At 33.1% G+C, this 20483-nt stretch carries 19 protein-coding genes; 6 read left to right on the top strand and 13 right to left on the bottom strand.

Annotated features, from left to right (window positions below; genetic code table 11):
- Window positions 1-11 precede the first annotated feature (11 nt).
- The 7 genes from atpB to V5J73_RS00175 form a co-directional block, all read right to left on the bottom strand.
- Window positions 12-1145, bottom strand: a complete 1134-nt coding sequence (atpB, locus tag V5J73_RS00205; protein WP_099713989.1) for a F0F1 ATP synthase subunit A — start codon at window positions 1143-1145, stop codon at window positions 12-14.
- Between the two features lie 120 nt (window positions 1146-1265).
- Entirely contained in the window at window positions 1266-1658 is a 393-nt protein-coding gene (locus tag V5J73_RS00200) for a hypothetical protein (protein ID WP_338646769.1), read from the bottom strand.
- Window positions 1659-1754: 96 nt separating this feature from the next.
- Complete coding sequence (locus V5J73_RS00195; RefSeq protein WP_338646768.1) at window positions 1755-1979, bottom strand: AtpZ/AtpI family protein; 225 nt, start codon at window positions 1977-1979, stop codon at window positions 1755-1757.
- Window positions 1948-2355, bottom strand: a complete 408-nt coding sequence (locus V5J73_RS00190; protein WP_338646767.1) for a bactofilin family protein — start codon at window positions 2353-2355, stop codon at window positions 1948-1950. Before V5J73_RS00190 ends, V5J73_RS00195 begins: the two co-directional genes overlap by 32 nt.
- A 1-nt stretch (window position 2356) precedes the next feature.
- The gene (gene porW, locus V5J73_RS00185) at window positions 2357-4984 is read right to left on the bottom strand and encodes a type IX secretion system periplasmic lipoprotein PorW/SprE (RefSeq protein WP_445236405.1); all 2628 of its coding nucleotides are present in this window, start codon (window positions 4982-4984) and stop codon (window positions 2357-2359) included.
- Between the two features lie 366 nt (window positions 4985-5350).
- Window positions 5351-6046, bottom strand: coding sequence for an ABC transporter ATP-binding protein (locus tag V5J73_RS00180; protein ID WP_338646765.1), 696 nt, complete (start codon window positions 6044-6046; stop codon window positions 5351-5353).
- Between the two features lie 52 nt (window positions 6047-6098).
- Complete coding sequence (locus tag V5J73_RS00175; protein ID WP_338646763.1) at window positions 6099-7568, bottom strand: DUF5687 family protein; 1470 nt, start codon at window positions 7566-7568, stop codon at window positions 6099-6101.
- Window positions 7569-7694: 126 nt separating this feature from the next.
- Here V5J73_RS00175 and V5J73_RS00170 point away from each other — a divergent pair, with 126 nt between their 5' ends.
- The 3 genes from V5J73_RS00170 (at window position 7695) to V5J73_RS00160 (ending at window position 10148) form a co-directional block, all read left to right on the top strand.
- Window positions 7695-8747, top strand: a complete 1053-nt coding sequence (locus V5J73_RS00170) for a ferredoxin--NADP reductase (RefSeq protein WP_338646762.1) — start codon at window positions 7695-7697, stop codon at window positions 8745-8747.
- A gap of 177 nt (window positions 8748-8924) precedes the next feature.
- Entirely contained in the window at window positions 8925-9554 is a 630-nt protein-coding gene (locus V5J73_RS00165) for a hypothetical protein (protein WP_338646761.1), read from the top strand.
- A gap of 285 nt (window positions 9555-9839) precedes the next feature.
- Window positions 9840-10148, top strand: coding sequence for a hypothetical protein (locus V5J73_RS00160; protein ID WP_338646760.1), 309 nt, complete (start codon window positions 9840-9842; stop codon window positions 10146-10148).
- A 62-nt stretch (window positions 10149-10210) separates the two neighbouring features.
- Here the strand turns inward: V5J73_RS00160 and V5J73_RS00155 are convergent, their stop codons facing one another.
- The 4 genes from V5J73_RS00155 to V5J73_RS00140 form a co-directional block, all read right to left on the bottom strand.
- Window positions 10211-10972, bottom strand: a complete 762-nt coding sequence (locus tag V5J73_RS00155) for a GLPGLI family protein (RefSeq protein WP_338646759.1) — start codon at window positions 10970-10972, stop codon at window positions 10211-10213.
- A gap of 66 nt (window positions 10973-11038) precedes the next feature.
- On the bottom strand, window positions 11039-13822 hold the full coding sequence (locus tag V5J73_RS00150) for an outer membrane beta-barrel protein (RefSeq protein WP_338646758.1): 2784 nt from the start codon (window positions 13820-13822) through the stop codon (window positions 11039-11041).
- Window positions 13823-14014: 192 nt separating this feature from the next.
- The gene (locus tag V5J73_RS00145) at window positions 14015-15022 is read right to left on the bottom strand and encodes a glycosyltransferase family 9 protein (protein WP_338646757.1); all 1008 of its coding nucleotides are present in this window, start codon (window positions 15020-15022) and stop codon (window positions 14015-14017) included.
- Between the two features lie 48 nt (window positions 15023-15070).
- Complete coding sequence (locus V5J73_RS00140; protein ID WP_338646755.1) at window positions 15071-15676, bottom strand: DUF4254 domain-containing protein; 606 nt, start codon at window positions 15674-15676, stop codon at window positions 15071-15073.
- Between the two features lie 86 nt (window positions 15677-15762).
- On the opposite strand from V5J73_RS00140, the gene upp reads away from it, so the two are divergent.
- Window positions 15763-16416, top strand: a complete 654-nt coding sequence (upp, locus tag V5J73_RS00135) for a uracil phosphoribosyltransferase (RefSeq protein ID WP_338646753.1) — start codon at window positions 15763-15765, stop codon at window positions 16414-16416.
- Here the strand turns inward: upp and V5J73_RS00130 are convergent.
- Window positions 16411-17340 (bottom strand): DUF6427 family protein, encoded by a 930-nt coding sequence (locus tag V5J73_RS00130; protein WP_338646752.1) that lies wholly within the window; start codon window positions 17338-17340, stop codon window positions 16411-16413. The two genes, upp and V5J73_RS00130, sit on opposite strands and share 6 nt — an antisense overlap.
- 143 nt (window positions 17341-17483) lie before the next feature.
- Here V5J73_RS00130 and V5J73_RS00125 point away from each other — a divergent pair, with 143 nt between their 5' ends.
- Window positions 17484-17714: a DUF6341 family protein gene (locus tag V5J73_RS00125; RefSeq protein ID WP_309758189.1), complete on the top strand. Its 231-nt coding sequence runs from the start codon at window positions 17484-17486 to the stop codon at window positions 17712-17714.
- A gap of 33 nt (window positions 17715-17747) precedes the next feature.
- Here the strand turns inward: V5J73_RS00125 and purD are convergent, their stop codons facing one another.
- Entirely contained in the window at window positions 17748-19022 is a 1275-nt protein-coding gene (gene purD / locus V5J73_RS00120) for a phosphoribosylamine--glycine ligase (RefSeq protein WP_338646751.1), read from the bottom strand.
- A 132-nt stretch (window positions 19023-19154) separates the two neighbouring features.
- On the opposite strand from purD, the gene V5J73_RS00115 reads away from it, so the two are divergent.
- Window positions 19155-20480: a phenylacetate--CoA ligase family protein gene (locus V5J73_RS00115; RefSeq protein WP_338646750.1), complete on the top strand. Its 1326-nt coding sequence runs from the start codon at window positions 19155-19157 to the stop codon at window positions 20478-20480.
- The last annotated feature ends 3 nt before the right edge of the window (window positions 20481-20483 follow it).

Below are 20483 nucleotides of genomic sequence, written 5' to 3'. Positions count from 1 at the left end.
TGACTTTCGACTTAATGGTGAGCTTCGTCGTGATGATGCTCTTCGTTTCCTGCTCCAAAATAAAGTGCAGATAACATTGTGAAAATATACGCTTGTAAAAAAGCAACTAATATTTCAAGAATAGAAAGTGCAAATGCCAATCCGAATGACAAAGTACTTCCAATCCAGCTTTTAAAAATAAACATTAAACCTATGATGCTCATCAAAACAACGTGTCCGGCTAAAATGTTAGCGTACAAACGTATCATTAATGAAAATGGTTTGATGATTGTCCCTAATAATTCAATTGGAGCCAAAATAAATTTCATTGGAGTTGGCACACCTGGCATCCAGAAAATGTGTCCCCAGTAATTTTTATTAGCCGTAAAAGTTGTAATTAAATACGTTAACAAAGCTAATGATGCTGTAATAGCAATATTCCCTGTTACGTTAAATCCTAGTGGAGTTAATCCCAATATGTTTAAAAAGAAAATAAAGAAAAATATAGTCAATAAATAACTCATGTATTTTTTATACCCTTTTTCTCCAATGTTTGGAATGGCAATTTCATCTCTTACATAAAGTACAAGTGGCTCGAAGAAACGTCCAGCTCCAGAAGCGATACCTCCATTTTTAGCATACGATTTTGCTAAACTTGTAAACAATACAAACATTAAGATTGCTATTCCCAAAATACCAATTACACTTTTTGTAATAGATAAATCTAGTGGCGTTGCGTTTGTAGGGTGACCGTGCTCTTCTGTTAAAGTTCCAGAAGCGTCTGTTTTGTATATTTTCTCGTGGTGCAATACATAAAAGTTACCATTGTGTTCGGCAACTTCTTCACCATGATGAAATTTTGAAGAAGAAAATACTTGTAAACCATTATCCCAAAGAATAATTGGCAATGAAAAACCGTAATGCGCGCCAGTCTCTTCATTTGCAGAAAAGGTAAAATCATGCGCATCTAAAAGGTGATGATTAATAAATGCCTTAATTTTAGATTTTACATCTGTTGGTTCAGCATGAGCTCCTTCGGCCGCCTCATGGGCAACTTCTGTTTTTACTTTTACAGTATCCTGTTCTGGATTTGCAAAACTAATTAAAGGAAGACACGCTACTAAAGTCGCTAATATAAATCTAAGTGGTTTGTTTGAAATCACCATAACAGTTAATTATCTTAATTTATTACGTTTCTGAAATTTGGTGCAAAGGTACATCTTTTATTAATATTCAAAAGAATATAAAAAATTATTTTTGATGGATTTATTCCTTGAATAACATATTTATTGCTTTTCGTTTAATATACGTATTGTTAATATGGTTTCAATTGCTAAAAAGAGAATAAACATCACAAAAAAATTCTTTTTCTCTATAGCATTGTTATGAGTTGTAACTTGCAATATCGGCTTTAAAATCAGATAACAAACAATCATTTTAATACTAGTACTCAAAAGAAATGACATCCCCACATTATCAAAACTGCGTTCTTTGACTTTTAACAGAACTACAAATACCATAATAGACAAGGCTAAAAACAACATATAGAGGGTTTCTATCGAATAATAAAAAAACGCATCATTTATAACTAGTAGATAAAAAGCAGCTCGATGAACCACATAAGCCAATCCCACAAGTCCCAATAGGGACAGGAGCGGTTTGTAATTTTTTAAATTCATTGTATTTGTTTTTTGCCGCAACGGCACAAGATCCTACGTTATTTATATTTATAGTGCTATCCATGCATTTACAGCTCGTTTTTTTATATTTAAAAATTATTGCGTTTTATTGATTTCGTTTACTTGTCGTATCACATTGTACAAAGCCAGTACAACTCCCAGCATCACTAAAATCTTACTGTAATATACCTTTGGATGTGGATGATTTTCGTCTAACCAATCTCCCAGATAGGAAAACAAAAAGATGATGGCCCCCATTTGAATCGGAATGTTAATAAGCGCAAGCCATTTATTCGCTCTTTTTTTGGGATTGTTGTCCATCGTTATGAGTACTGTTTTTTATAATGGTTTTCATTGTGCAAGAAGCGCTAAAATCAGCTCCTGGCTCCACAGATAATTTTCCTGTGGTTACTTCTCCATGAATGCTGGCCTTAGATTTTACATTCAAAACTTCGGTTACTTGAATTTTTCCGTCAAATTTACCTTCAATATCTGCATTCTTGCAAATAATATCTCCGGTAACGCTTCCAGCGGGGCCAATGACAATTTTCCCTCCAGACTGAAAATTACCGATTAAATTTCCGTCTAGTCTAAAATCAGCTTGTGAAATAATATCACCTTTTATAGTAGTTCCTTCAACAATTCTATTGGTTTTACCCAAAAGATCGGTATAGGATTTTTGTTTTTTATCAAACATTTTATTGGTTTTTTGGCGCTAAATAAATGTCCATATTTTTCTTAATTTGAATCACTTTGTAGTTTTCACCAGAGATAACAATAGCAGGATCAATTAGTTTATATTTGGTGTTATCTTTCAACACAAACGCAATATCCTTTGCATAAACTTCTGATTTTATGCCGTGAATCGTGATAAAATTTTCTTTTTCAGTATAAATATCATAGGAATAATATAGTTTCTGAAGGGTTTCAGCAGCTATAAACATTTTGATTTTATCCTCTATTGCTTTTGTGTTTTTATCGTCTCTTGCCCCTACTCGATATAGAATTTTCCAATTATTGGAGTCTGTTGTATTCAATTCCATTTTCTCTAAAAACGGGATTTGACTTATCAATATTTCTTGGGCTTTTTTCCCTTCTTCGCTGTTCGGATAATTATCTGCTACGCCTAGCAATGCATTTTTGTAAGCCGTAACTCCTTTCAGTTTTCCAATGGTATTTGCTTTAAGCAATTCGAATTTTGATACAATTTCATCCCCAGAAAACTGATTAATCAAAGCGTCTATATTTTCTAAAACTGTAACAAATTGCTCTTGTTCGTATAATTTGTACCACTTTGTATAGGTGTTTTCAGGCGTTTCATTTACTGAAGCTACATTAGAACTTGTGTTGTTCATAATTTGCGCATAACGAGAATCCGGATATTGAGCCGATAGTCTTTTTTTCATCGCCTCTGCTTTACTAGCATCGGTGATTTGATACAATTTATACAAATTATACATCGATGGAAGCACTAATTTTTCCTCTGGATTATTGTTTAATAATTGTTCCAGTTTAGCGATGGCCAAATCATTTTCTTTGAATTTTTCTTTATAAATAATTCCCAATTGGTAATACGCAAAATTACGTTCCTTCCCTATGCTGTCTATCTCCGTTTGTGTTATTGGAAGTTGTTTCAAATAAAAATCTGTGGTGTATTGCTCCACAATTTTATCTGTTTTTGCTGCATCCTCAGTAGTTTCTTGACTATTATTCAAAGAATCTCCTGAAATTGGATTTACGGCAGTGGATGCCATTCTCCAATTTCCATTCGGGGTTCTGTCGCCCCAAGTTTTTTTGAATTCTATTTTTCCAAAAGCTACGGTTGTGGGATTATAAAAGTAGAAAATACTCCCGGTTTGTTGTGAAGAAATAGTAGGTATTGCTGGTGGCATTAATGCTGATTTTTTTGCCGGTTTACCCGGTTCCTGACTAGAAGCCGGATCTATAGAACTGATGGAACTGTTTCTTTCTATATTTTCTTGTTTTTCTTTTCGTTTCTCCTCTAAAACTCTCTTGATTTCATCATCTTCTTTTAATTTGACAATATACTTTTCAAAATAAGCTATTTTATCACTTTCATTCAATGAAACCACATTAAGAATGCTGTCATTTCTTTTGGCAAGAGCCTCATACAAAATAACTTCGTCCAGATTGTTTCTGATTTTTTGAATTTTATTATGCTCTCTCGTTTTGTCATTGAGTTTTACCAATGTACTGTCATAATATTTTGCAGCAGCAGGATATTCCGCATTTCTAAAATACATATTTCCTAAATTTCGGTAATTTGAAGCTACTAAATAAGAGTCTTTTGAATCCGTTCTTAAAGATAGATTGTAAAAATCTAAGGCTTTCTTCTGATCGTTTTTCTGATCGTAAAACACCGCCATATGATGAAAAATTAAATCTTTATACGGTCTATTTTCTCTGTCTTTTGCCAGTTTATCGAATGTTTTTGTAAAGGAATTGAAGTCACCGTTTTGATAATCGAACAATTCTGCTTTTTTCGCATGCGCCTGAAGAACAAATTTCCTATCTGCTTTTCGGTTCATGTCAATTACGGATTGGTAGGAACTCAGCGCACTGTCCTTATATCCTAATTGTTGATACAATTGTCCTAAAACAAAACGATAGCGAGCTCTTTCTTGATTGATTTTTGTGGATTTTATGGCTAATTTTAGTTTAGCAACGGCACTGTCTTTTTCTTCTAAATTTAAAAAAGACTCTGATAAAAGGGCATTTGCATCGGCAAAAACTTGTTTTTTAACTTGATGATCTTCTAATAATTTATTGATGTTTTTTATCACCAAAGCATCGTTCCCTAAACGCATATTTGTTTTTTCGCGCCAAATTTTCGCCTCGTAAATTTTGCTACTATTGGGATATTTATATAGAATATAGTTGAATGCATCTAGTGCGGGAACAAATCGCTGGTCGTAATAACGGGATTTACCAAGCATCAGATATGCCTCGTCTATTTGAAAGTTTTTTTCTTTACCGCCAATGTTCATAGAGTGTTTTTGAATGGCTTTGGTTGCTTTGGCTTCGGCCAATTCAAAATTTGTGTTTTTAGGTTTTGTTGTAGAAGTGAGATCTTCTACGATTTGCATTTTCTCTATTGGGAGACGTTTCCAGAAATCATCATCAGTGTTGGATTTTATCTCCTTAACTCCTTTGTCTAATCCTACTTGACCGTTATATAAAATATTATATTTTGTGCTTAAGGCATGGGAATTTCTAGCCATAAAAGTGTCCTTCTTAGTAGAACAAGCTACTAAAAAACCGAAAAATAAGAAGAAAAATAATTGTTTAAATCTATTGACTTTCAATGGAAAACGTTTTTATCAATTAACTTTTAAATGTGCTTTTTAGTATACTGACTGGTAAAAATACGTTTCTTTTTGATATCGTGAAAATTATCGGGGTTTATTTGAGTCTTTCGTTTGCGTGAGCGATGGAAGTGGCATCCTTTATTTTCTTTCTTTAAGAAAATAAAGATACAGCGTACAGCCCGACCCGAAGTTGCGAGGAGGAACGACAAATCAATCACGCAGGGTCACGCCCAAAGTAAACTGTAACAGGCTTACAGATAATTTTTGACTTAAAAGCGTAAAAATAAACCGCTAATTCGCAAATTAAACATTTAAAATTAGCGTATTAGCGGCATGCTTTTTTATGTGATTGTTAGGTTGAATTTAAACGGCAAAAAACAATTCTAATTCTTTTAACGTTTCTGGTGAAGTTTGAATATCCTTTACCACTTCACCTTTGTGCATGGCAACAATCCTGTCGCTAACCTCAACAGTGTGCTGCAAATCGTGGCTTGAAACCAAAACAGTAATCTCTGGATTATCGGCTAAATCTTTGATGATTTTTTTTAGTCGGAATTGGGTGGTTGGGTCTAAATTAGCAAATGGTTCGTCTAGAATAATCACTTCCGGATTCCCGATTAAAGTAGCAATGATACCTACTTTTTTCTGGTTTCCTTTGGATAAATCGCGTAAATATTTTTTATTTTTCAGGATTTCACCGTTGAAAAACTCTTCGTGTGTGGCTAATAAAGCATCAACATCCGCTTTATTTTGCCCGCGTAAATCGCCAATGAAATAAAAATATTCTTCGGGTGTTAAGTAGCTAATTAAGAAGCTTTCATCTAGAAAAGATGCAGTAAAGGGTTTCCAACTTTCGCTAGTGTTTACTTGTATCTCATTGTTGATAATATTTCCTGTTGAAGGCTGGATTAAATCCAATAAAAGGCTGAAAAAAGTGGTTTTTCCTGCGCCGTTATTCCCCACTAAACCAAAGCTTTCGCCTCTTTTTATTTCTAAAGAATCTATTTTTAATACGGTTGTTCCGTTGTATGTTTTTGAAAGGTTGTTTACTTGTATCATGTTTGAAAAAGTTTAATCGTTTAATTGGTTATTTAGTCAATGTGATTGCTAGTTATCCTTTTTGTTTGTATGCGGCAATCGTTGCATATTTCTCAGATTTATAGATTTTTTCGATTAAGGAGAACGCTTTGTCTTTGAAAGCAAAACCTAATACTCCTACTGCGGCTACTAAAGCCAAACCGATAGTTGGATTTCCATATTTAGAACCGATCCAATACAATAAAACAGGCAATCCCAACTGCGGTATAGATATTAACATGGTTTTGATATTGAAAGCTTTTTTGTCTCCAAAAGCGCCTTTGCCTGAACTCAAATCGATAGGTGTTTTGGTATACGCGCCACCCAATAAAACTAAATGAGAATTGACACCAATGTTATAAATCGCTCCTACAACAATCGTCAAATAAACATGTACCCCAAAATAAAGATAGAACGATGCGATAGTTGTAGTCACTATTGTAGCGATAACCATCAGCCACCACTTTGAACTCAAATAGCCTTTATACGGAATGTTTTGCGTCATCATTAATTGGTAATACGAGCTGTCCCAGCTGGGAACAAATTGTCCAAAAGTGATTAAGAATCCACCCGAAACAAAAATACCAGCAAAAATGTGCATTATGGGATTGTTATACGCTTCGATAGAATTGGTGAAGAATAGCAAACCATAAAAAAGGAACATAACACTTAATCCCACCGTAGTTTTTGAACGTTTGTTTCTTTTAATTAATTTGATATCGTTTTTAAGGAAGGTTCCTATGGTTCCAAATTGGTTCAACCAAGTCAAATCCTCAGTTTTTGCAATATCATGTTTGCTTGACAATCCTGCATCGAGGTACAAATTCTTTTTGAAATACTGAAATGTGGCGTAATACAACACGATTAAAGCTACTACCGGAATAGCAAAAGCCCAATAGGTATTGAAAATCGCATTGAAAAACGGAGCGGAATAATCTGTAATATTAAAATAACCGTAATAATGCAATCCTCCCAGAGTAGCTGCAATTGCTAAAAAAATACCAAATAAATTATCCTTATTACTCAGTATAATGTTAATAAAATTATTGATATACAATAACGAATACACAGCCGTGAACCAAAGCAATACTGACAACACATCAGAGCCTTCGATAATTAACACTACACTAAACGGAATCAGGAAAAAACCATGCACCAAATTAAAAAAAGACAAGATCGTTTTCCCCAAGGAAAAATGCACAATTGTCGATTTTTTGATTGGAAAAACCAACATAGGACGAATATTCATCACAGGGATTTTTTGCAACATAAATCGAACGATTAAATCCATCAACACATAGTAAATCATGAATTTATTTACCGTTACGATTGGGTCTAAATTCATTTTCTTTAGAATGTAAAAAACGCCAATTCCTAATGCTAAGAAAATCAGAATGAAATAAACGGCGACAAAACCCATTAGGATTTTCAAAGCCAAATTGGTTGCGAAGGAAGCTGACCTAAAAAATGCTTTCCATTCGAGATAAAGAAATTTTTGAATCATAGTTTGGTTATTTTGGTTTGCTAGTAAGTAAGTTAAAGTGAGAAAATGTTACATCTAATACAAAAAAATACTGATTTATAATCTCCATTTATTTGCCATTTCCTACTTTTGTCAAAAAATAACCAGATGTCATCCTTTCTAAAATTAATTATAAAAGAAGTAAAACGCGAAACCAAAGATGCTGTTTCCATACTTTTTAACGTACCCGAGGAATTAAAAGCGAACTATACTTTTGTCGCAGGGCAATATCTAAACTTGAGATTAACCCTTGACGGTCAAGAAATTCGCCGTGCCTATTCGATTTGCTCTTCACCTGATAGTGGCGAATTGCGCATTGCAGTAAAAGCGGTAAAAAATGGAGCTTTTTCACAATTTGCTAACACCAAACTTAAAGCTGGTGATGTTCTTGAAGTAGGAACTCCAGAAGGGAAATTTACTTTTGAACCTCAGGCTGAACGCCAAAGAAACTATGCTGCCTTTGTAGCTGGAAGCGGAATCACACCTGTGATGTCTATCTTAAAATCAGTATTGAAAAACGAACCAAATAGCTCTTTTGTGCTGGTTTACGGAAACAAATCTCCCGAAGAAACGATCTTTCACCAAGAATTACACGATTTGCAATTGCAATATGTGGGTCGATTTTTTGTGCATTATGTTTTCAGTCAAGCCAAAGCAGAAAATGCTTTGTTTGGTCGCATCGAAAAATCGACAGTGAATTTCGTTCTGAATAACAAACACAAAGAACTTGATTTTGATAAATTCTATTTGTGCGGACCGGAAGAAATGATCAACATTGTTTCTGGAGTTTTGAAGGAACACAACGTAAAGGAATCGAACATTAAATTTGAATTGTTTGCGACTTCAACGCAAGTAAACGAAATTCAAAAATCATTAGGCGGACATTCAAAAATCACCATTTTAGTAGATGACGAAGAAACCACTTTTGAAATGTCACAAAAACAAACCGTTCTTGATGCCGCTTTAAAACAAGGAATTGATGCTCCATATTCGTGCCAAGGCGGGATTTGTAGCAGCTGCTTAGCGCGTGTTACCTCAGGAACTGCCGAAATGTCTAAAAATTCCATCCTTACCGATAAAGAAATCGCCGATGGACTTATTCTTACCTGTCAAGCACATCCAACCTCTGAAACTATTTATGTAGATTATGATGATGTTTAGAAATGGTCTAAATGATACCAAAAACTTCTCTGAAAAGGGAAGTTTTTTTGTTTTAAATGAGGTTTGGTTTTTAGTATATTAGCAGAATAGTAGTACAATCCTATCCATCCTATTTTAGGGCAGCTTTGCTAATATATAGGAATAATTTGTCTTTTATTACCTCAAAAAAAGTTAAAAATGAAAAAATACTATTCAATACTAATCCTAATTTCAATTATTAATTTTAGTTTTTCGCAAGTACAAAAGAAAGTTTTTTATAATGAAAATCTTGAAGAAATATCAGAATCGAATTTTTATAAGCAGCTAAATTTTCAAAAAAATTTAGATTTACATTTTGAAAATGACACGCTGAAAACATCTTTACTAATTAAACGAAAAAACTATGGACAACTTAATGATAGTATTTTTAATAATTTAAAAAAGTCTCTTTCACCAGATAAAGAATTAAGTAATGATCTTATCGTAATTGTATATTATCCTGGAAAAGATAGATGTAATGGAACAGAAAGTACATCTTTTTGGAATGTTTTTGATCTTGATTATTTAAAAAAACTTAATAAAATAGGAAGTTACAGTCATTTTTGGATTTATACAGATGATGAAAACTTACAATATTATCACCCAAAGCAAGTAAAATGGGAAAACGATAAGAATCAATTAGTAGAAAATTTATTTTTTAAATTGCATTATCCTTGTTCTAGCGCTGTAATCATAGATAAAAACGGAAAATACATTTCTTATTATGGAGAGTTCGGAAAAAGTACAATTTGGGAATTGAGCAAAGAACTAATTAATACAAAAATATAAAATTAGAATAAGTAAAAAACTACTGTCAACAGCTGGAGTATCGTGCAACGCATACATAATGAGATTCGTGTTGAAGGAATCTATTAAAAATTATAACTAATCGCACGGAAATATATTCAGTTTTTTAATTATCAGGACGGCGAATTATATGATCACCATCGAGACCAAAATATACAATGTACTACTAAAAAATACTTATTTTTAGTGTTTAAAAAGTGGAGAATTAAGCAACGTTAACTCCTTTTAAATTTTAAACAAAACTGAGACTTTAAACTATTTTTTTAAATGAAGTCCATTCGAGAAATATTCAAAAACAACCCTTCCCTTCTTGACGAACCAGAAATAGTACAACTATTGGAATATTGTGAACAATTGCAAGATGAAATCGTAGAATTCAAATTTCAAAAAATAAACAACAAAGAATTAGCGATGCTTGATATGCTTAAAGAAGTCTTAAAAAGCTGCGATGCTTTCGGAAAAGAACAAGCCGAACACGACCGTTTTGGGTATGATGAGCCAAATTATCAGGAAACTATTTCGAATTTAAAAAGATATCTTTTGAAGCGTTGTCAAGAGGAAAAAATTTGGCTTTAATTGTAATCTTGTTTTTAAGACTTCATTTTCAACAATCAGTAATTTGATTTACAGTCAAAGTATTACAAAAAAGCATTCCATAAGAACATATTTTTTTGTCTTTTATTCTCTTCCTTGTCCTCTCCGTACGTATACCAGTCCTTTGTTTTTTCTTCTATTAATGTTTTTAGTTCTTTAAAATCATACGTTTTTTTAGCTGTAATAGGTTTAATCACAGCGATATCTTTGATATTTAAATCTATTTTAGTTGCTATGTATGATGTATACAATCTAGGAATTGAAAGTCCTAAAATCATACCCGGTAAACCATTTATACTACATGGACCGCCGGTAATGGTAATATCATCTGTGTAAAAAGCAAACACATAGACATCATCAAATATTTTACCAACCGCTTTTCGGCAATTATAGCCCGCTATTTCTCTGCGCTCGTTTGTGATTTTCCATTGAATGTTGGGAATACTATCTGCAATTACAAAATTAGTACCCACAATTTGTTTTTGTAGGTTCATTTTTCTGGTTGTAAAATCAAAAAACCAAGTGTTTTCTTCGTCAGCTTCTTTCTCATGTTTTGGTATTCTTGTTTTTGGACTCCATCTGTCGAACTTATATACACTTTTATTGTCTTCAAAAGTATACGTGTAATACGATATTTTTAAGTCGGATAAGTTTTCTTTCATCATTTCGTCCCAACTGTCATTGCTCATCGTTTTTTTAAGATTGGTACTTACTTCATATTCAATAACGGCCTTATCAACAAATTGCTGGGCAAAACTGCTAGTCGAACATAGGAGTATAGTGAGATAAAAATATAGTGTTTTCATGAGGCTGAATGTTTTTGTTTGTTTTTAAAAATTGACTATTGGAGTCTTACTACAATTAGTACGTACTTATTTTTTTTCGATGCCATTTTTGTTTTTAAAATTCCATGTAAAACCAATCATTGCATAACGGCGAAGTCTATCGTTACGCTCTTCGCCTATAGTATTTTCATATACAAATCTATTAATTCCTATGTTTTGATTCAAAATGTCGCGCACCAGTACATAAGCAGTAAATTCATCATTTTTAAAAGTACGTTGTAACCTAGCGTTCCACAATTGATTGGTAAGATTGGTTTGAAAATCAACTGTTTTTTGGCGAGAATATAAATTATAATCCGTTGATAATTTCCATTTTTCTCTAAAATAAACCCCAATATCTAAACCTAAGTTATTGGTGTTAAAGGATTTGACTTCATTGTTTTGAGAAGTACTGTTACGACTGTTAGAGAATGTATTACTTAAGTTAATATCGTATTTCTTGTCTTTAGACTTGTTCAAATAAACCGAAAAATTAGAGTTTAAAATATTCGAATTATTAATTTGTTTGTTAATACTATTAACCGATTTGTTATAGTTTACAGATGGGCTAAAATTCACATACATGTCAATTTTTTTAACTTTAAATCCGTAACCCATATACAAATTGGCAGAAAAATTTCCATTTGTATTTATTGGAGTTGTGATTGTTTTTGCGCTCTCAGAATCAATATCTCTATTGAAAGAAATTAAATTAGAAGTTGTTCTAAAGGAAAAACTTTGATAAAAATTTGTTTCGGTCAAAATACTGTAACTGTTATTAAAAACATTGATACTATTCGTAAAAGATTGCTTCAAATCAGGGTTTCCTACTACTTGATTAAAAAAATCTTGATTGTTACGTAAGGGTTGCAATTGATCTATTGTAGGCTGTCTTGTTGCTCCTTGATAACTAATTCGTAAATTGCTGTTGCTTTTGTACTTATACGAAAAATTTGCCATTGGAAAAAAATTAGTAAAACTGCGTTTGTATTGCTTATTTTCAGTTTGATCTTGTAAATCAAATGAGGTGAAACCAAATCCACTACCAAAGCTATAATTGATTTTTTTGGCGTTGTAGCTCAGTTTAATAACCGGTTTATTGGTCGTAATGTTTTGCTTGAACTGATTAGATAGTGAGTCTACAACAACATCATACTTGCCAGAAAGGTCTGAAAAATCATAAGTTATAAAATTGCTACTACCCGTATTATGAGTAATTTGATAGGACATTTGCAAAGCAAATTTTTTGCCTATGGGCTCTGTATAGGCCACATTTAATCCTAGATTTTGAGTGCTTTTATCTCCTAATTTATTTTGGTCTACTTCATTGCTAAATGCAAAAACTCCGCCTTCATAACTTTCATTAGCTGATTTCAAGAAATTATTGGCATTGGTATTCAACGTACTCCAACTCGTATTTATTGATAGTGTTCTACGTGGTTTTGCAAATTTATGTTTGAACAAAGCACTTGCTGATATAGATTCTTTATCTGATTTTGTAGTAAATAATCGCTGCTGATTGTTTCTTAATAACCCATCGCTTCCAGTTGTATTTCCAGTTGTAAACTCATCACTTTCAGTATTATAAAAATTTGTTTTAGCGGTAAATTTCAGGGTGTTTACCGAGTCAATTTTTACATCATAAACCGCATTCAGTTTAAAATTATCTCTATTTACATGACTTGCAGTAGTTCTGTTTTCATTCAATTGCGTATCACCTACTTGGGTTTGCGTATTCCTGCTACTATTGTTTTGGTAGCTTTGTTTGTTGTATTTTGGTGATAAATTCAAGGAGTGTTTGTCATTCCATTTATTGCTATATTGTAAGCCCGCATTAGTGTTTTTTATAAACCCATTTTGTGTGTCCACGTTTGGCTCGTCATCATTATCTCCGCCTGTCCACTCGTAATTCACGTTGCCATCATCGTCCATACTCATACTGACATTCCCATCGCCCCCACCAAATTTGTCATTGTCTTGCCAGCTTAATCCATCTTGACCAGTATTTCCGTTCAATAAAAAAGCAGATAGTTTTCTTTTTCCTTTAAAACTACTTAGCATAATATTGCTGTTGTATCTAGAATCGGCGTCGGTGGCAGGCTGATTGGCACCATCTATTTTGCCAAAATAACCTTTCTTTTTGTCTTCTTTTAATCTAAGGTTTATGGTTTTTTTGCTATCTCCGTCATCTATTCCAGTAAACTCCGCTTGATCACTTTTTTTATTAAAAACTTGTACTTCTTTTACGGCATCGGCACGTAAATTTTTGACAGCCATTCCTGGATCGTCACCAAAAAATTCTTCACCATCTACCAATACCTTTTCTACAGTTTCGCCCATCGCTTTGATAGTACCGTTTTTATCAACCTGAATTCCAGGTAGCTTTTTTAATAAATCTTCAACATTGGCATTGGCATCAACTTTAAAATCACTAGCTCTATAACTTGTTGTATCTCCTTTTATCTTGATAGAACCCGTTTTTATCACCACTTCTCGTAGCAGTTCCATTTTACTCATCAGGCCTATATTTCCTATATTTTTATTAGTTGTTGTTACGGTAATCTCATCTAAGTAGTCCGCATACTGACTGTGCGAAGTCATTAGAATGTAACTGCCGGGTTTTACATTATTTAAAATAAATTTTCCCTCTTTATCGGAACGGGTAAACTGGTATAAAACGGAATCTACTGGTGTCAATAGTGCAACAACTGAATTGTAAATGGGAGTTTTTTCCGTTCCAGCGGTCAAAATACCTGAAAGATTTGCTTTTTGAGAAAATGCTGAAAATGAAAATAAGAATAAAATTGTTATTAACCCTATAGTTCTTTGCATAAATAGTTTTTGTTTTATTTTATTAATTCACTTAACTCAGCTTAAAGTTGTAAGACCTAACTCACAGGTAGCCAAAATAGTATTTTTAACAATAGTAATTCAAAACCTATTTGTTAAATAATTTATAAAATTATTCCTCCAAAAAAACTAAAAATAACGATAAATATAATTATGAATTTGTGATTAATGCCTTTATTTGCAGTAATTTAAAAATTCTACAATAGAATCAACCGTAATGGTACGCATGGCACCTTCATATCCTTCCACTTTTTTATTTCCAAACACCGAAGTCGGCAGTTTAGGAAACTGATTTCTATCCGAAACCAAAGCATTCTCTAAAGGTTGATTAAAAGGTGAAAATCCCGCATACGGGTGCGTTGGGCCCCAAAGCGTAATGACTTTTACACCAAGCATGGCCGCAATATGCGCATTACCGGAATCCATGGAAAGCATGACATCAAGATTGCTAATGAGCTGTAATTCCTGCTGAAACTGAATTTTTCCCGCCACATTGATGACGTTTTCTTTAGTAGCAGAGAGCGAATCTAGGATTTCGATTTCTTTTTTACCACCGCCAAAAAGTAAAATGGTATTGGTTCTATCCAAAGCCAATTGATTAATTACTTCTTGCATTAAATCCAACGGATAGACTTTAGAATCATATTGTGCAAAAGGAGCAATTCCAATCAGTTTTTGATGATTTGTTCCAATTAACGCTACAATATCGGGACTCAAAACTACTTTTTTAGGAAAAAGTGGCTGAGATAAATCAACTGCAAAACCGAGTTGTTCAAATACTTTTACATGTCTTGCAAACATGGTTGGTAATTGCTGAAACACTTTATTTTCGGCACGAGTGAGTTCTTTTTTGCCTTGACGACCTTTATCAACCGAAGCCACTTTTTTTCCGCTTAAAGCAAAAAGGTTTCGGACGATTTTAGAGCGTAATACGTTGTGCAAATCGGCAAAGGCATCAATATCAAACCGTTTCAAATCTTGGAACAAACGCAACAATCCAAGAAATCCTTTATGCCTTTCTTTTTCATCGAAAGCAAAAAAAGTAAGATTCGGAATTCCTTCAAAAAAAGGTTTAAAAAAAGGTCTGGAAATGACCGTGATTTTAACTTGTGGATGCTGGTTTACAAAAGCGCGTAAAACAGGAACCGTCATAGCGACATCTCCCATTGCGGAAAGTCTCATGACGGCTATATGTTTAATAGTAGTTGACAATACTGGGTTTGCCAAAAATTATTTTTTATTCTGATACAAAACAGGATTCAAATCATCATCGTTGTACATTTTCATTTGTTTGTACACTTTCATGAATTTATCACCGTTTTCAATATCAGTCAATAAATCATCGATTGCAATTGACAAGTCAGTTCTTTGTTCTAATAAAATATTCAACTTAGCTTGACATTTATCTCTATGTTCTTGTGAAGCTTCGGCACGAGTAGCTTCTTCTTGCATGTGGTAAATTTTTAAAGCCAAAATAGACAATCGGTCAAAAGCCCAAGCTGGACTTTCAGAGTTGATTTTTGCATTGTCTTTTATTTTTACATGACTGTATTTTTGAAGAAAATAACTGTCAATATATTCCACCATATCTGTGCGTTCTTGATTAGAAGCATCGATTCTTCTTTTCAAAGTCAACGCTGCAACTGGATCAATATTTGGGTCCCGAATAATATCTTCAAAATGCCATTGAACGGTGTCAATCCAGTTTTTGTGGTATAACAAATGTTCGAATTTATCCTTCGGAAAAGGATTATTTATGGGCTGATCAACATTGTCAAATTGATGATAATCTTTGATACTTTGCTCGAATACGGAATAGGCTAACTTTGAAAACATATCTTTATATATTAAAAGACAAAGATACTTTTTATACTTTTATACCATAAAAAAATAATCATAAGTTTAATTACAAAAATACAACCATGCAAATTCATTATTTATCAGAAGGGAATAGTATTCTTAATCATTTTTTAGGGCAAATACGAAATGTAAATGTTCACAATGACAGCATGCGTTTCCGAAGAAATATTGAACGTATTGGCGAAATAATGGCTTATGAATTAAGTAAAAAGTTACACTACAAAAGTGTCGAAATCCAAACGCCATTAGGCATAAAAAAAACAACCGAAATTCAAGATCAGTTGGTTTTATGTTCCATTTTACGCGCAGGTTTACCCTTACATTTGGGTTTTTTAAATTATTTTGACAATGCCGAAAATGGATTCGTTTCCGCTTTTAGACACCATCCCAATAATGACGATTACTTTGATATACTTGTTCAATACCAAGCTATTGCTGATATCAATGAAAAAAATCTAATATTAGTTGATCCAATGCTTGCTACTGGTCAATCTATTGTTGCTGTTTACAACAAATTAATGGAGAAAGCTACGCCAAAAGAAATTCACATTGCAGTTGTAATCGCCGCACCAGAAGGCATTGCATATCTTGAAAAACAGTTGCCAGAAAACTGTCATCTTTGGGTGGCTTCTTTAGACGAAAAACTCAATGAGCACAGTTATATTGTTCCAGGATTAGGAGACGCGGGAGATTTAGCGTATGGAGAAAAATTATAATTGAGAGAAAAAAGCAAAAAGACTACAAGCTGTCAGCACATACATCACTAACTCTTGATTTAACTTTTCTTGAGGGATTTCAATGTGACTGGTTGCCATCATGGCCAAAGGTGCGAATGTAAATAGCAATAAATCGTTGCTTTTATTGGCCGAAATCACAAAAATTAGTACTCCAATAAAGAAGGAAGCGATGATTTTTTTGAAGGAAGTATGTAACAATTGTGGCCTGTTTGACAAGGTAGCAAACATAGAAACCAGGAAAAATAAAGCGATTGTGGCATAGATTGACAAAGCTCCATTTTGATAATTATTCGTGAAATAATTGATTTCAAAATTGATTTGTACACTTTTAAGGATGTACTCAATTACGTTCAAATCGAAAACAGTTGCATAAATCAGGAACAGAATTACAACAATAAAAAAAGCGATAAAAGGCAATATCCAGTTTCTATAATCTCTAGAAACATGGAAAATTATGGATATAAAAACCAATACAATGAAAATTATACTCCAAAAATGAAATAATGCAGCCAAGAAAATCCATAATGAAGCATCAAATATTTTTTCTTTGGAAGCTTTGAGAGATTGCAATGAAATCAATCGGCGGAGTGCTAATAGGATGAAAAAATTAGATAAAATAAGGTTTAAATTATCCAATACTGAAGGAAAAAAAAGTAGAAACAAAAAATAAAAAAAAACGGTGTAGCTACTGTCTTTACTCAATCCGTTTTTCTTTACTACAAAATTTGTAATAAAAACAGATGCCAATAAAACACAAAACAACATGCCCTTTTTTGAAATTAATAAAAGGGAATTCATCCAGGATAAATCTTGAAATTGGTATATAGAAAAGAAAACCAGCATTAAAATTACGACCAATGAAAAATTTAATGGCGTAGATTTTCTAAAAACACTTGTTATCATAAGGATATTTTATACTTTTGTGTTCGTAAATATAATACTTGTTTAAAAAGTAAACCCTGCAAGTTCAAAAAGTTTCTTCTAAAAGAGAACTTTTACACTCAGAGTTCCTCAAAAACAACTAATAAAATTAATTTTTATACATTATGAAAGCATTTTTCGAAGGAATACAATACTTATTTGTAAATATTTTATTTGCTCCTCTAGACTTTTTACGTTCATTAGAGCTATCATCTTGGTTTGCTGCTAATACAATCAATTGGATTTTCATGATTATTTGTGCTTCGGCAATGGTATATTGGATCAAGCAATTGAAAATTTTTGAAGACGCTGGAACAGAGAAACAAGATACTACCGCTCACTCTTTCTTTAAATAAGAATTTTAAAAAAAAGTGAACGATAATTGGAAACTATTTTAAATCGTTTCCAATATCTTTTCTAAAATACATCTTATCAAAATGTAGCTTGTCTATATTTTGGTAGGATTTTTTTATGGCTTCTTCAAAATTGTCTCCATACGAAGTCACGGTCAAAACTCTTCCTCCGTTTGACACTACATTTCCATTATCTAGTTTGGTTCCTGCATGAAAAACAATAGAATCTTCAATACTTTCTATACCTGAAATCACTTTTCCTTTTTCGAAATCTTCAGGATATCCTCCAGAAACTACCATAATTGTAGTCGCGCTTCTTTCGTCAATTTCCAGATTGATTTTATCCAGTTTTTCATTGGCCACAGCCAAAAACAACTCCACTAAATCTGTTTTCAATCTCGGGATAACCACTTCGGTTTCTGGATCGCCCATTCTCACATTGTATTCAATTACAATTGGTTCGTTATTGACATTAATCAATCCAATGAAAACAAAACCTTTGTACTGAATTCCGTCTTTTTGAAAACCATCAATTGTTGGTTTTACAATACGCGTTTCAATTTTTTCCATCAAAACAGCATCAACATAAGGAACCGGAGAAACCGCTCCCATTCCGCCTGTATTCAATCCTGTGTCACCTTCGCCTATACGCTTGTAATCTTTAGCTGTTGGTAATATTTTGTAGTTTTTACCATCTGTTAGAACAAAACAGCTCAATTCTATTCCGTCAAGAAATTCTTCGATAACGACTTTTGAACTAGCGTCACCAAATTTTTGATGCACTAGCATGTTTCTTAATTCCTCTTTGGCTTCTGCCAAATCATGAATAATCAAAACTCCCTTTCCTGCTGCTAATCCATCTGCTTTCAATACATACGGAGGTTGCAGCGTCTCCAAGAATTCACATCCTTCCTCCACCGTTTCAGCAGTAAAACTATCGTAAGCGGCAGTTGGAATGTTATGTTTGATTAGAAATTCTTTGGCAAATTCTTTACTTCCTTCTAGTTGCGCACCCATTTTTGATGGACCGATAACTGGAATATGTTTTAACGTGGTGTCATTTAAAAAGAAATCATAAATCCCTTTTACCAAAGGATCTTCTGGCCCTACCACAACCATTGTTACTTTTTCCTGAATAACGAACGTTTTTATAGTCTCAAAATCAGTTGGACTAATAGCAACATTAGTAGCTATTGAAGCCGTTCCGGCATTTCCTGGCGCTACAAAAAGTGTATCACAAAGCGGACTTTGAATCATTTTCCATGCAAAAGCATGTTCTCTTCCGCCCGAACCCAGTAGTAAAATTGTCATGTGTAGTTGTGTTTAGTTGTCGTGCAAAAATAATTGCTTTTGAACTTAAAAAATAATTAATTTTCAAAAAGTTGTTGGTTCTCCATCATTAGTTGTTGGTAAATATTATTTTTGGTAAAATATACCTTTGAAATGTTTAGACTATTCGACTTATCCTTGCGACTAAATGGCTTCCCTATGCAGGAAGCTAAAGCCGAATTGCGAAAAATTATATCATTTTCTGAAAAAGAACATGCTGATTTTGTTCAAAATAAAAAATTGGAAATTGTCCATTTTCATCTTCAAAATAACTCTTTTTACAGCGATTTAGTAGGCATGACCACTTTTAAAAACTGGGAAGACTTGCCTGTTTTAAATAAAAAAAACTTACAAAAACCTTTGCTGGAGAGGCTTTCCAATAACTATTCTCCTAAAAACAGTTACGTAAATAAAACGTCCGGTTCCAGCGGAACTCCTTTTATTTTTGCCAAAGACAACTATTGTCATGCCATGACTTGGGCTTCCAACATCTACCGATTTGGTTGGCATGGGATCGATTTTAATACTTCCTATCAGGCACGTTTTTATGGAATTCCAATGGATTTTATTGGTAACAAAAAAGAACGTTTCAAGGATTTTTTGAGTCATAGGTTTCGGTTCCCCATTTTCGATTTGTCAGATGAAGTTTTAGAAAAGATGCTGAAAAAATTTCAGCTGAAAAAATTCGATTATATCAACGGTTATACGAGTTCGATTGTTTTATTTGCGAAATTTTTACAAAAGAAAAACATCGTATTAACAACTATTTGTCCCACTTTGAAAGTATGTATAGTGACTTCTGAAATGCTTTTTGAAGAAGATAAACTGCTTTTAGAAAAACAATTTGGGATTCCTATTGTCAATGAATACGGTGCTTCCGAACTAGATTTGATTGCTTTTGAATCCCGAAGCATCGGGACTAAAGACGAATGGCAAGTCAATTCGGAAACCTTGTTAGTGGAAATTTTGGATGATAATAATAAAGCAGTTCCAAATGGTACTTCTGGTCGCATCGTCATAACTTCTTTGTTCAATAAAGCGCATCCATTCATACGATATGACATTGGCGATATTGGAATTCTAGACGAAAAAAGTACATTACAAAAACCGATTCTCAAAAAATTAATTGGCCGAACCAATGATGTTGCCATTTTACCCAGCGGGAAAAAATCACCTGGCCTTACCTTTTATTATGTGACAAAAAGCATTATTGAAGACGACGGAAATGTAAAAGAATTTGTGATAAAACAAACCAAAATAGATACTTTTGAAATTGAATATGTGAGCGAAACCCAATTAAATTTGGCACAAATTAAAAAAATTGAAGAGGCGATTGCACTTTATTTAGAAAATGATTTGGTGTTCATCTTCCATAAAAAAGAAAAATTAGAACGAAACAAAAGCGGAAAATTAAAACAATTTGTTTCATTTGTAAAATAATAC

Source organism: Flavobacterium sp. KS-LB2, assembly GCF_036895565.1.
In the GTDB taxonomy this organism is placed as follows: domain Bacteria; phylum Bacteroidota; class Bacteroidia; order Flavobacteriales; family Flavobacteriaceae; genus Flavobacterium.
The sequence above is the reverse complement of the archived record's forward strand: the minus strand, read 5'-3'. Positions and strand labels throughout refer to the sequence as shown.